Raw genomic sequence first — 13,181 nt, forward strand, 5'->3', positions numbered from 1 at the left:
GTCAATCTACTGCGCGGGCCCGCGCCACCTCGGCGGCCACCGCCCCACCGACGTTCACCGAAAGGTGCAGCAGTGCAGGGGCTACGACGCTGCCGCTGCGCCGGCGCAACCACTCGAACAGCCACGTCGACGCGCCGGTGAGCAGTACGGTCGTCCTCACGTCGTCGCCGGCGGTCCGCGCGGCCCGCACGTGCCACAGCCCGAACGTCGTGGCGTGCAGGACATCAGCCGTCGTGGGTGCCCACCCCCGGTGGAACATGGCCGACAGGACGCTGCGGAACACCAGTTCCTCGTGCGTCACCGTTCCCACCGGTATCCGGAACCCCACCCAGCCGGCGAGATCGGTGGCGCCGTCCCCCGGCGGCACACGTTTTCGCAGCGCGGGGACGCTCAGGGTGATCGCATATCCCGCGAGCGGCGCGACGGACGCCAGGGCGCCGTAGTGGAGTCCGGACCGCACCCGCGACGCGGACAGCCCCAGTTCGTCGACGCCGTACCCGGCGGCGCGCGCGGCTCCCACAGCCGACAGTCCGAGCGCACCGCCCGCGACGGCCCGCCCGTACGGGCCGAGCCCCGACCGGGGCAGCACGACGTTGTTCCACACCAGCGCCGCCGTCGCAGCCGCAACGGAGGCGAGCCTGCTCACTTCTCCGGGCCCTCTGTCCCGGCGAGCGATTCGAGGGTGGAGCGGACGCGTTCGGTGTCGACGGCCGTCCACCCCTCGGGCTGGGCCACCGTGATCCAGCCGTCGAGGACGAGCGTCCCGTAGTTGTGGCCGTGCCCGTCGGGCACCCCGGCGGCGTTCGTGAGATCGGCCGACACCTGCCAGAACGTCACGAACGGAAACCATTTCATCGACGGCGAACGGTCGTCGCCCGGCGGTTCCTTCAGCCAGTCGGGCCGGGTGAACGCAAGGTCGGGTGACCACCACACGACGGGATCGGACGGGTGCTGGACGTACAGGATGCGCGGTGACAGCCACTCTCCGGTGTCTTCGACCATGTCGGCGGAGTCGTCGGCGAACCGCACCACCAGCCCCGCCGAATATTCGGGGTCCACCTCGGGTGTTCCCGGGTCGCGGCGCTGGATCAGCTGTCCCCACAGACGGTTCGAGTTGGGCGGCCCGACCCACAGAACACCGTCGACGGTCTGCCGGATGTCGCTGAGCGTCTCGAACGCACCCTCCCCTGCCTGGGTGCCGAGGCTTTCGCCGTAGACGAGCAGCTTGGGCCGGGTCGCCTCGGGTTCCTGCAACCACCGCTCATGGATGCGGTCGATCAGTTCCTTACCCGCCTCCGCGGCCTTCTCCCGGTCGGCGAGGAACGAGATCCAACTCGGCAGGAACGAGTACTGGCTCGCCACCAACGCCGTGTCACCGTTGTGGACCAACTCGATCGCCTGCGCCGCAGTCGGATTGACCCACCCCGTGCCGGTGGTGGGGATGACGACGAGAACCTTCCGCGAGAAGGCGCCGGTCCGCTCGAGTTCACCGATGACGACATCCATGCGCGCGTCGGTGTCCTCGGCGGTCTCGAGACCCGCATAGACGCGGATCGGGTCCTTGGCCGGTGTGCCGTTGGCGGCGGTGAGCTCGTCGGCGTCGAGACCGCGGGACACGAAGTTGCGGCCCTCGTAGCCGAGACTGTCCCACGACGCGAGAGACTCCGGGCTACCGGACTTCTCGGGGTCGAGGGGCTGCTCGACGCCGTCCCGGGTGGTCGAATTCTGCAGGCTGAAGGCGGCATTCGTGGCGGCGTACACACCGCGCATCAGCACACCGTCGACGAGGAGGAAGAACAGCACCGTCACGATGAGGATGCCGACCGTGGTCGCGGTCGGGATCGCGAGGTGCCACCGCCGGATGAGGCGTCCCGCGATCCATCGCACCAGTTCGCGCAACAGCCGGTATGCCGAGATGATCGCGGCACCCACGATCAGGCTCAGACCACCCGTGCGGATGTAGCCGGTGGTGGTGGTTCCCTCCGCCCCCATCAGCGCGGCGAGTTCCCGCTGCCAGGCGGCGGAATACGCGAGCATCACGAGACTGACGACCACGCACGTCACCGTCACGAGCACACGCAGGCCGGTGGACCACGGTTCCGGCAGCGGCCACCAGGACCGGCGCCTCAGGAAGTAGCGGCGCACCGCCCAGCCGATCGCCGTTCCCACCGTGTAGCCGATGGCGGCGTTGATGCCGCCGATCAGCCCCTGGAACAACCAATCGCGGGGCAGCAGCGACGGCGTGAGCGACCAGCAGAAGAACAGCGTCGCGAACGCGATGCCGGTGAAGTCGAGACGAAGGAAACGCCAGGTCCGGTCGAGCCGGGGGCCGTGGAGGAGTGCAGGATCAACCAGCCGCGAGAGTTCCCGCGGCCCCCTGTCAACCCTCTCCAATGCCCCCGATTCGACCATTCATCACCCGAACAATGCCGGCAGAGTTCCCTCGAATGTCGTGCGCAGCTCGGCCAGCGAGACCGAGAACTGGCCCTGGACCTCGACGGAATCGGACCCCTCGTCCACCACACCGATGCGCACCCACGGGAGATTACGGGCCGTGCACATACCCGTAAAGCGAGTTTCCTCGGTGCGCGGGACCGCGACGAGCACGCGACCCGAAGACTCGGAGAAGAGGGTGACGAACGGGTCGGCGTCGTCGGGAAGCAGGATGCGGCACCCGGTCTCGCCGGCGAGCGCGGCCTCGACGACGGTCTGCGCGAGGCCACCTTCGGAGAGGTCGTGGGCTGCGGACACCAGTCCGTCGCGGGACGCCGCGAGGAGGATGTCGGCCAGCAACTGCTCGCGCTCGAGGTCGACCTTCGGCGGCACGCCACCGAGGTGGCCGTGCTCGACCTGCGACCAGATGGACCCGTCGAACTCGTCGCGGGTGTCGCCGAGCAGGATCAGCGTTTCGCCCGGTTCCAGTCCGAGACCGGTGGGGATGCGACGGTGCACGTCGTCGATGACGCCGAGCACGGCCACCACCGGGGTGGGCAGAATCGCGGTCGCACCGGTCTGGTTGTAGAAGCTGACGTTGCCGCCGGTGACGGGGATGCCGAGCTTCGCGCAGCCGTCCGCCAGACCGCGCACGGCCTGCTGGAACTGCCACATGACTCCCGGGTCCTCGGGGGAACCGAAGTTCAGGCAGTTGCTGACGGCCTTCGGGGTGGCACCGGTGACGGCGACGTTGCGGAAGGCCTCGGCGAGCGCCAGCTGCGCACCCGCGTACGGGTCGAGTGCGGTGTACCGGCCGGATGCGTCGGTGGCGAGCGCGATGCCGCGACCCGTCTTCTCGTCGACGCGGATCACACCGGAGTCGGCGTTCTCGGCGAGAACGGTGTTGCCGCGCACGTAGCGGTCGTACTGCTCGGTGATCCACTTGCGGCTGCACAGCGCCGGGGACGCGAGCATCTTCAGGAGAGTCGCCTTCAGTTCTTCGGCCGACTCGGGACGCTTCAGGCCCGCGGTGGTGTTCGCGATCAGGGCGTCCTGGGTGGCGGGACGCTGCACGGGGCGCTCGTACACCGGGCCCTCGTGGGCGACGGTGCGCGGCGGCACGTCGACGACGGTCTCGCCGTGCCAGGAGATGGTGAGCCGCTCGCCGTCGGTGACCTCACCGATGACGGTGGCGAGGACGTCCCACTTCTTGCAGACCTCCATGAACGCGTCGACGTTCTCGGGGGTCACGACGGCGCACATGCGCTCCTGCGATTCGCTGGACAGCACCTCCGCCGCGGTCATGCCCGTGGCACGCATCGGCACCTGCTCGAGGTTGATGTGCATGCCGCCGTCGCCGGCCGCCGCCAGCTCCGACGTCGCGCAGGACAGCCCGGCCCCGCCGAGGTCCTGGATACCGACCACGAGCTTCGCGGAGTACAGCTCGAGACAGCACTCGATGAGCACCTTCTCGGTGAACGGGTCGCCCACCTGCACCGCCGGAAGCTTCTTCCGGCTTTTCGATGCTCCAGCTCCGCCTTCGGCTTCGTGTTCGTCCCCGGATTCGTCGCCGTCGAACGTCTCCGACGCGAGGACGGACACGCCGCCGATGCCGTCGAGGCCGGTGCGCGCACCGAACAGGATGATCTTGTTGCCGGCGCCGGATGCGAACGCGAGGTGCAAGTCCTCGACGCGCATCGCGCCGGCGCACAGCGCGTTGACCAGCGGATTGCCCGCGTAGGACTCGTCGAACACGGTCTCGCCACCGACGTTGGGCAGGCCGAGCGAGTTGCCGTAGCCACCGACACCGCGCACCACACCGTCGACGACGCGACGGGTGTCGGGGGCGTCGGCCGCACCGAAGCGCAGCTGATCCATGACCGCGATCGGGCGGGCGCCCATGGCCATGATGTCGCGGACGATGCCGCCGACACCGGTGGCCGCGCCCTGGTACGGCTCCACGTAGGACGGGTGGTTGTGGCTCTCGACCTTGAACGTGACGGCCCAGCCGTCGCCGATGTCGACGACACCGGCGTTCTCGCCGATGCCCGCGAGCATCGACGACCGCATCTCGTCGGTCGTGGTCTCACCGAAGTACTTCAGGTGCACCTTGGACGACTTGTAGGAGCAGTGTTCGCTCCACATCACCGAGTACATCGCGAGCTCGGCCTCGGTGGGGCGACGGCCCAGGATCTCCTTGATGCGGGCGTACTCGTCGTCCTTGAGGCCCAGTTCCTTGAAGGGCTGTGCGACGTCGGGGGTCGCGGTGGCGGCGGTGACGGTGTCGACCGGGTGTGCTGACACTGGAGGTGGGGTCCCTTCCCTACGGGGTCGAAAGGCAAGCCGGGAGTCACGGTCGGCGCAAGCCGAGTGGCGACGAGCCGTACGTCAGTCTATCCGGCGGCTCGTTCCGGTACCGACCTGGCGCTCCCCGCCCGCCTCCGTCACGCCGTCGGTGTGAGGAAGGCCGCAAGAGCGTCGGAGTACGCCCGCACGTCACGGGCGCCCATCAACTCCCGCGAGGAATGCATTCCGAGCTGCGCGGCGCCCACGTCGACGGTGCTCAGGCCGGTGCGCGAGGCGGTGATCGGGCCGATGGTGGAACCGCACGGCAGATCGGCCCGGTGCACGTACCGCTGCAGCGGCACGCCCGCCTGGTCGCAGGCGAGCGCGAACGCCCCGGCTCCGGCCGCGTCGGTGGCATAACGCAGGTTCTGGTTGACCTTGAGCACCGGACCTCCGTTGACGGCGATGTGGTGGGCCGGCTCGTGCCGGTCGGGATAGTTGGGATGCGTCGCGTGCGCCATGTCGCCCGACGCACAGATCGAGCCGGCCATGGTCTGCAGGAATTCCTCGCGCCCGCCGCCGCGGCCGAGGACGATGCGCTCGAGCACGGTGCTCAGGAGGTCGGAGAACGCACCCCGATCCGACATGCTTCCCACCTCCTCGTGGTCGAACAGTGCGAGCACGGGCACGTGGTCGCCGGGGTTCTCGGCCGCCGCCAGCAACGCCTGGGTGCCGGCGTAGCAGGTGCCCTGGTTGTCGAGCCGCGGCGCGCTGACGAGGTCCTGTTCGGTTCCGACCAGCGTGCTGGGCGCGAGATCGTGGGTCATCAGTTCCCACCCGAGCACCGCGTCGGCCGGCACCTCCGCGCGGTCCGCCACGAAGTCGATGAACGGTCGGCGTTCGGGCCCGACACCCCATACCGCGTTGAGGTGGCGCTGCGGATCGAGGTGCACTCCCTTGCGGTCCTCGGACAGGTGGATCGCCAGCTGCGGCACGCGCAGGATCGGTTCGTCGACGCGGACGAGTTTCTCCTCCACCGCGTTGCCGGCCCGCACGCTCAGCCGTCCGGAGATGCCCAGGTCGCGGTCGAGCCACGAGTTGAGCCACGCGCCGCCGTACGGTTCGAGACCCACCAGCTGCCACCCCGCCGACGACAGGTCGGGGTGCTGCTTGACGCGCAGGTTCGGGCTGTCGGTGTGCCCGCCGACGATGCGGAACGGCGCCGTCCGGCCCACCCCTTCGGTACTCCAGGCGATGAGCGATCCGCCGCGCACGAGGAAGTACCGGCCGGGTTCGCCGGGCCACGAGTCGGTTTCGCGCAACTCGGTGAACCCGTTGCCGGTCAGCAACATCGACACCGTCGCGCACACATGGAACGGCGACGGTGACGCATCGACGAAGGTGCAGAGGCCGTGGGCGTCGGCCCACGTAGTGGAAGGCATGGCCTCAATCATGCAGGACCCGGTGTCACGTGTGGGAACCCGAGACGCAGAACTGGTTGCCGTCCGGGTCGGCGAGCGTGACCCAGCGGAAACCGCCCATCTCGTGCTGCGCGACCTCGGTCGCGCCGTCTGCACTCAGCCTGCCCACCTCGCCGTCGAGGTCTTCGGACGACAGGTCGAGGTGGATGCGGTTCTTCCCCGGTGTCGGATCGTCGACCTTCTGGAAGGCCAGTTTCTGCGCGGAGTCCGGCAGCGCGACGACGTAGAACCAGCCGTCGTTCTCCTGCTCGATCGTACCCGCCGTCTGTTTCGCCCACCACGTCGCGAGAGGACCGGGATCGAGGGTGTCGAACGTGATCATGCCGAGTGTAAGTGCCATGCCCGGACAGTAGTCCGGACCACCGACACGTTTCGGGGTGTCACAGGAATTCCTCGATCACCCGGACGGCCGCGTCCACTCCACCCGCAGAACGCAACTCGGCGGCGAGTTCGGCGCTGCGCCGCCGCACGGGCCCCGCGTCGACCCGGTCGAGCGCGTCTCGGAGTTCGGCCGGCGACACCTCCGAACTGTCCACTCGCACCGCCACTCCCGCGGCTACGAGGGCGTCGGCGTTCTCGAACTGGTCGGTGGCCTGCGGCGCGGCGATCATCGGGGTTCCCGTGAACATTCCCTCGCTGGACCCGCCCATGCCGGCGTGGGTGAGGAACGCGTCGGCCTGACCCAGGATGTCGAATTGGGGCACCCAGCGGTGAACCTCGACGTTGCCGGGCACGGTTCCGAGTTCGGCGACGTCGACGTGCTGACCGACCTGCAGGACCACGTGCCAGCCGTCGAGGTCGCCGAACGCCTCGATGCAGCGCCGGTAGAAGTCGGCGTGGTCGGTGAACGCCGTGCCGAGCGAGATGAGCAGCACCTTGGCCGCGCCTGCCGGACGCTGCCATCGGCCGTCGGCGGGACGCCGGGTGGGCAGCGCCGGCCCGACGAACGTGTAGACGTCCTCGTTCACACGGTCGGCGCCCGGCTGCATGGATTTCGCGATCAGCACCACCGCCCGGGTGGGGCGCCCGTAGAACTCGTCCGGGTCGGTCTCGACACCGTTGTCCACCAGGAGTTTCCGCTGTCGTTCGTACAGGGCCGCGCCGCGCGGGTCGGCCCGCATCGTGTCCACGAAGGACTTCATGTCGTCTTCGTAGCCCTCCCAGGCCACGTACGTCGGCGACAGCTGCACGATCGGAACACCCCATTCCTCGGCGAGAACCCGGGCAGGACCTCCCGCGATGTCGTAGAGGAACAGGTCGGGGCGGTCGTCCTCGTACAGCGACCGCAGTTGCGGCAGCATCGACTCGTACTCGGCCTGGAACAGGGTGAGCTGATCGATCGTGTCTCCCTCCCAGGACTTCTCCGACTCTTCGGTCGCACCCGCGGTGTTCACGCGCGGCAACGTCGAGGTGTACTCCTTGAATTCCGCCCCGGTGCTCTCGACGACGTCCTTCACGGCGGCATCGTTGACGTACGTCACGCGGTGCCCCCGCGCGACGAGTTCGCGGAGTATCTCCAGGCTCGGGTTGACGTGCCCCGGCGCGGGAATGCTGACCATGGCGATGTGAGAGCGAGTCATCTTTCATCCTTCCCTAGACGGAACGGTCCGTCTCGTTTGATGGTGACACGTGACCGAAGTCGAGTCAAGACGATACGTCTCGTCTGGTCTACGATCCGTTCATGCCGTCCGCCGACAATCCCCGCCGCTCCGAACGGTCCCGCGCCGCGATCCTGCAGGCCACGCAGGAACTGATCCGCGAACAGCCCTACGGGAAGATCAGCATCGAAGGCATCGCCGCGCGCGCCAAGGTCGGAAAGCAGACGATCTACCGGTGGTGGCGGTCCAAGGGCGCACTCGTCGTGGACGCCCTCCACGAACAGAACGCGGCCGGCGCCCAGGAGATGATGGCGCTGCCGGACACCGGCGACCTCGCCGCCGACATGCGGCTGGTTCTGCGGGCCACGGTCGACGAGTTCACGTCACCCGATTTCGAACCGCTGTTCCGGGCACTGGCCATCGAATCGCTGCAGGACCCCGACCTGCAACAACAGATCGTCGAACGGATCTACCGGCCGCAGTTCGAGTTCGTCGCGACGCGGTTCCGGTCCGCGCAGGACGCCGGGCAGATGCGCCCCGACGTCGACCTCGCCCTGGCGTTCGAATTATTCATGGCACCCATGTTCTACCGCTGGCAGAGCGGGGCGCATCCCCTCACCCACGACCACGCGGACGCCGTCGTCGACCTGGCGATGCGTGCCCTCACACCCTGACGGCACGCATCAGCGAGAGTCCTCGACGAACCCGAATTCGCCGTGCGCCAGGTCCTCCACGTGGACGGCGTGACCGGACGCGTCGGCGAGCGGGATCTTCCAGTTCGGATACTGCGTCTCGTCGGTGCCCGGCTGATTCTGGATCCGGTACTCCCCCACGAGGTCGGCGAGTGCCACGCCCGACAGCAGGGACGGGCTCCGGCTGATCAGGCGGTACAGCGCCTTCACGGTGTCAGGGATCGACGCGTCGGCCGCCAGCAACCCACGGTCGCGCGCCAACTGCAGCACCGCCTCACGCTGGTGCGCGTCGTGTTCCTTCTCCAGCTCGAGGTCGCGTTCGAGGAGACCGAGTCGCGAGCGCAATTCGATGTGTTCACCGGCGAGGTATCCCGCGGTCGGCGGAAGATCGTGCGTCGTAACGGATGTCAGACACAGGGTCCGATACTCCTCCGGCGGCGTCGGACGGTCTCCGTCGTGCTCGAACCACAGGATCGACGTTCCCAGGATCCCGCGCTCGGCGAGGTAGTCCTGAACGACGGGTTCGAACACCCCGAGGTCCTCGCCGATCACCACGGCGCCGGCCCGCTCCGCCTCGAGCACGAGGATGCCGATCAGGGCCTCGTGCTCGTAGGTGACGTACGTCCCCTCGGCCGGCGACTCCGCATCGGCCGGTATCCACCACAACCGGAACAGACCCAGGATGTGATCGACGCGCAGGCCACCCGCGTGTTTCAGCACTGTCCGCAGCATGTCGCGGTAGGGGGCGTAGCCCAGCTCGGCAAGCCGATCCGGCCGCCACGGCGGCTGATTCCACTGCTGACCCTGCTGATTGAAGTCGTCGGGCGGAGCTCCGACGGTGATCCCCTCCGCCAGAGCGGTTCCCAGCGACCACGCATCCGCACCGCCCTGCTGGACTCCGACCGCCAGGTCGTGCACGATCCCGATGTCCATGCCCGCCGCCAGGGCCGCGTCCTGTGCGCCGGAAAGCTGTTCGTCGCATACCCATTGGAGCCACGAGTAGAACTCGACGCGCGGCGCGAGCTTACGCCGCTGCGCCTGTACCCACTCACTGTCGGGGGCACCGGCCTTCGTCTGCCATCGCGGGTCGTCGGGCCGCAATTTCTCGGTGAGCGCGCTCCAGGTCGCGAAGTCGCGCAGGCCGTCACTCTCGACGCGGCGGAATTCGTCGAACGCGTGCTGCCTGCTCGGACTGCGCTCGATCCGGAACACCCGCTCGAGGACCCGAAGTTTGGCCCGGTACGACGCATTTCGGGCGATCCGGTCGGACCGATCGTTCGCCCGCTCGAATCGCGCTGCGGCGTCGCGCATCCGCGCATGGCGTCGCGTCGAGAGATACGCCGTCTCGGGGATGTTCTCGACCCGGATGTACATCGGATTGACGTATCGGCGGGTGGTCGGCAGATAGGGTGACGCCTCGATCGGCGGCCGGGGCTGCGCGGCGTGCAGCGGATTGACGAGAACGTAGTCGGCGCCGTGCGCGGACCCGAAGATCGACGCGAGATCCGCGAGGTCGCCGAAGTCGCCGACACCCCAGGAACGACGCGACCGGATCGAATACAGCTGCGTGAGCACACCCCACCGCCGGCGATCACGCAGCGCGTCGGAGGTCGACAACCGCGCCGGTGTCACCACGAGGGTGCACGACGAGGAGGCGAGGGACGTCGAGGCCCGCACGGAGTGCCACCCACACGGAATCCCGGGCGGAACGGCGAACGTCGCGCGGCCGATCAGCTCTCCGTCGACCTCGCGCGGATCGACCCACACCTGGAGTTGGTGTGCCGGGGTCGTCCCGCCCGACTCCAGGTCGATGTCGACGTCCACGGGTTCGCCGTGCGGAACGTGCACCACGAACCGGGTCTCGGCTCCCTGCACCCCGACGACGACGGGCGGCAGCATCCGCCGCCACGGCGCCACGGCGCAGTCGGACAGGGCGCGCCGCACCTCGTCGTCCGTGCCGGCGGGCACGTCGAGGGCCGCGAGGACACGGCGAAGCGTGTCGTCCCCCACGTCGTGCCGCTGCTGATCCCACCCGCGGTACGACGTCGCCACCCCGTGCCGGGCCGCGAGGTCACGCAACTGCTCGGTGTACGCCACCCGTCGATCGTGCCAGGTCATGTCGGGATCTGCGCGGCTTCGCCCGGCGGCGCGACGGTCCGGACGCCTTCGCATGATTGGCCGTGGGCTTAGTGGGGTAATTGTGTCGTAATCAAGACGCACGGGTCCACGGCGAGCCCCGAACGGCAGACCGTGGTCGCGATCCGATGCGCCCGGCAACCGAGGAGTCTTCGATGCTGCTACGTCTTCCCGGAGTCTATCGCCCGCAACACGATACGCAGTTGCTCGCAGACGTCCTGGCAGCGGAGCCTCTCGGACCCGATTCGCGGGTGCTCGATCTGTGCGCGGGAACGGGCGCCCTGAGTGTGCGCGCCGCCGCTGCGGGTGCCGGCCGGGTGACCGCGGTGGACGTGTCGCGGCGAGCGGCGATCAGTATCAGGCTCAATTCGCTTCTCGGAGGGCATCGGATCCGGGTGATCCACGGCGATCTCACCGAGCACGTCCGCACGGAACGGTTCGATGTCGTGGTGTCCAACCCGCCGTACGTTCCTGCCTCCGTCGACACGGTGCCCGACCGCGGCCCGGCGCGCGCATGGGACGCCGGCAAGAACGGACGTGCACTGCTCGACCGAATCTGCTGCCAGGCCCCCGACGTTCTCGTCCCCGGCGGCGTCCTGCTGCTCGCGCAGTCCGGGCTGAGCGGAGTCGAGAAGACACTGACGATGCTCGAGGAGCAGAACATGCTGGTCGACGTCGCCGCGTCGGCGGAGATCCCGTTCGGCCCGGTTCTCCACGCACGCAGGGGGATGCTCGAACGGAGAGGCCTCATCGAGGCCGGTCAGACCCGGGAAGAAATCGTGGTCATCCGCGCCGTCAAGTAGCCGCCCGGCCTGGCACCGCGCACAGCGACGGCCGCGCACGGTGCCTGGTCGGATCAGGCCGAGATGACGCTGTCGAGGACGGAGTAGAACATGCCGAGCCCGTCGTCGCTGGGGCCGGTGAGGGCCTCGGTGGCGTGCTCCGGGTGCGGCATGAGACCCACGACGCGGCCGTTGGCCGACGAGATGCCGGCGATGCCGCGCTGCGAACCGTTCGGGTTGTCGCCGACGTAGCGGAACACCACGCGACCTTCACCCTCGAGCTCGTCGAGGACGTTCTCCGACGCCTGGTAGCGGCCCTCGCCGGACTTGAGCGGGACGAGGATCTCGGCACCCGGCTCGTAACGGGACGTCCACGCCGTCGACGCGGCCTCGACCTTCAGCCACTCGTCGCGGCAGATGAAGTGCAGACCCTGGTTGCGGGTGAGCGCGCCGGGCAGGAGGCCCGCCTCGCACAGCACCTGGAAGCCGTTGCAGATGCCGAGGACGGGCATACCGCCCTGCGCCGCCTGAACGACCTTGCCCATGACCGGGGCGAACCGGGCGATGGCGCCGCAGCGCAGGTAGTCGCCGTAGGAGAAGCCACCGGGAACGATGACGGCGTCGACACCCTTGAGGTCGGCGTCGCCGTGCCACAGGCTCACGGCCTCGCCGCCGGCGAGCGTCACCGCGCGGGCGGCGTCGACGTCGTCGAGGGTGCCGGGGAAAGTGATGACTCCGACGCGGGCGCTCATGCTTCGACGCGCCTCACGGTCCAGTCCTCGATCACCGTGTTGGCCAGCAGGGCCTCGGCGATCTTCTCGAGCTGAGCGTCGTCGACACTGCCGTCGACCTCGAGCTCGAACCGCTTTCCCTGACGGACATCGGACACTCCAGCGAAGCCGAGCCGCGGCAGCGCTCCGACAATGGCCTGCCCCTGGGGGTCGAGGATCTCGGCCTTGGGCATGACTTCGACGACGACACGGGCCACGTGCTGCTCCTTGTTGTAGTGCGCGAGCCCAGAGTGGAACACTGGGCACCCGGAAGTTTACCGGGCTACCTGCCTGCGGTTCGCATCGGACGAACGGGACGAGCCATGCTCGCAGGCGCATACTCGAATTCATGCGATTGACTCACTTCGGCCACAGCTGCGTCCTCGTCGAGTTGAACGGTTCCACCATCCTCTTCGATCCGGGCAACTTCTCCCACGGATTCGAAGGCATCACCGGACTGGACGCAATCCTGGTGACCCACCAGCACCCCGACCACGTCGACCAGCAACGACTGCCCGCCCTCGTCGAGGCGAACCCCGGCGCGGCGCTGTACTCGGACCCGCAGACCGCGGCTCAGCTCGGCGGCGCCTGGACGGGGGTGCACGCCGGCGACGAGTTCGACATCGGCGACGTGCACGTCACCGGCACCGGCGGGAGGCACGCGGTGATCCACCCGGACATCCCGGTGATCGACAACACCGCATTCCTGCTCGGCGACGCCGGCAACCCCGCCCGGCTGATGCACCCGGGCGACTCCCTGTTCGTCCCGGAGCAGAAGGTCGACGTGCTCGCCTTGCCCGCCGCCGCGCCGTGGCTGAAGATCTCCGAGGCCATCGACTACCTGCGCGCCGTCGCACCGCGGGTCGCGGTGCCGATCCACCAGGCGATCATCGCGAACGAGGCCACCGGCATCTTCTACGGCCGCTACACGGACATGGCGCCCGAGGGCACCGAGTTCCGCACCATGCCGAGCGAGTCGAGCGTCGAGGTGGCCTGACGGCCC

General features: G+C 68.8%; 12 protein-coding genes. 3 read left to right on the forward strand and 9 right to left on the reverse strand.

All coding sequences use genetic code 11. From position 1 onward, the window contains the following. Window position 1: 1 nt before the first annotated feature. The 6 genes from RJ1_RS46345 to RJ1_RS35150 all read right to left on the reverse strand — a co-directional run bounded on the left by RJ1_RS46345 (window position 2) and on the right by RJ1_RS35150 (window position 7,780). The gene (locus tag RJ1_RS46345; protein ID WP_073367176.1) at window positions 2-646 is read right to left on the reverse strand and encodes a CPBP family intramembrane glutamic endopeptidase; all 645 of its coding nucleotides are present in this window, start codon (window positions 644-646) and stop codon (window positions 2-4) included. After that, window positions 643-2,412, reverse strand: a complete 1,770-nt coding sequence (locus RJ1_RS35130) for an alpha/beta hydrolase (protein ID WP_073367179.1) — start codon at window positions 2,410-2,412, stop codon at window positions 643-645. Before RJ1_RS35130 ends, RJ1_RS46345 begins: the two co-directional genes overlap by 4 nt. A gap of 3 nt (window positions 2,413-2,415) precedes the next feature. Then, window positions 2,416-4,737: a phosphoribosylformylglycinamidine synthase subunit PurL gene (gene purL, locus RJ1_RS35135; RefSeq protein ID WP_073367182.1), complete on the reverse strand. Its 2,322-nt coding sequence runs from the start codon at window positions 4,735-4,737 to the stop codon at window positions 2,416-2,418. Window positions 4,738-4,877: 140 nt separating this feature from the next. Further along, window positions 4,878-6,161, reverse strand: coding sequence for a M18 family aminopeptidase (locus RJ1_RS35140; RefSeq protein ID WP_073367185.1), 1,284 nt, complete (start codon window positions 6,159-6,161; stop codon window positions 4,878-4,880). Window positions 6,162-6,186: 25 nt separating this feature from the next. Beyond that, window positions 6,187-6,540 (reverse strand): VOC family protein, encoded by a 354-nt coding sequence (locus RJ1_RS35145; RefSeq protein ID WP_073367188.1) that lies wholly within the window; start codon window positions 6,538-6,540, stop codon window positions 6,187-6,189. A gap of 40 nt (window positions 6,541-6,580) precedes the next feature. Then, a complete protein-coding gene (locus RJ1_RS35150; RefSeq protein ID WP_073367190.1) occupies window positions 6,581-7,780 on the reverse strand; it encodes a macrolide family glycosyltransferase in 1,200 nt (399 codons plus the stop codon). A 101-nt stretch (window positions 7,781-7,881) separates the two neighbouring features. Here RJ1_RS35150 and RJ1_RS35155 point away from each other — a divergent pair, with 101 nt between their 5' ends. Further along, complete coding sequence (locus tag RJ1_RS35155) at window positions 7,882-8,472, forward strand: TetR/AcrR family transcriptional regulator (protein ID WP_073367193.1); 591 nt, start codon at window positions 7,882-7,884, stop codon at window positions 8,470-8,472. Window positions 8,473-8,481: 9 nt separating this feature from the next. Here the strand turns inward: RJ1_RS35155 and malQ are convergent, their stop codons facing one another. After that, entirely contained in the window at window positions 8,482-10,587 is a 2,106-nt protein-coding gene (malQ, locus tag RJ1_RS35160; protein ID WP_073367196.1) for a 4-alpha-glucanotransferase, read from the reverse strand. A gap of 194 nt (window positions 10,588-10,781) precedes the next feature. Here malQ and RJ1_RS35165 point away from each other — a divergent pair, with 194 nt between their 5' ends. Further along, on the forward strand, window positions 10,782-11,429 hold the full coding sequence (locus RJ1_RS35165) for a HemK2/MTQ2 family protein methyltransferase (protein ID WP_073367239.1): 648 nt from the start codon (window positions 10,782-10,784) through the stop codon (window positions 11,427-11,429). A gap of 53 nt (window positions 11,430-11,482) precedes the next feature. Here the strand turns inward: RJ1_RS35165 and purQ are convergent, their stop codons facing one another. Further along, complete coding sequence (purQ, locus tag RJ1_RS35170; protein ID WP_073367198.1) at window positions 11,483-12,160, reverse strand: phosphoribosylformylglycinamidine synthase subunit PurQ; 678 nt, start codon at window positions 12,158-12,160, stop codon at window positions 11,483-11,485. Next, entirely contained in the window at window positions 12,157-12,396 is a 240-nt protein-coding gene (purS, locus tag RJ1_RS35175) for a phosphoribosylformylglycinamidine synthase subunit PurS (protein WP_005244409.1), read from the reverse strand. The genes purQ and purS overlap by 4 nt, the downstream gene beginning before the upstream one ends. 131 nt (window positions 12,397-12,527) lie before the next feature. Between purS and RJ1_RS35180 the strand changes: the two genes are divergently transcribed. Then, window positions 12,528-13,175 (forward strand): MBL fold metallo-hydrolase, encoded by a 648-nt coding sequence (locus tag RJ1_RS35180; RefSeq protein ID WP_073367201.1) that lies wholly within the window; start codon window positions 12,528-12,530, stop codon window positions 13,173-13,175. Window positions 13,176-13,181 lie beyond the last annotated feature (6 nt).

Origin of the sequence: Rhodococcus jostii NBRC 16295 (assembly GCF_001894825.1) — a bacterium.
In the GTDB taxonomy this organism is placed as follows: domain Bacteria; phylum Actinomycetota; class Actinomycetes; order Mycobacteriales; family Mycobacteriaceae; genus Rhodococcus_F; species Rhodococcus_F jostii.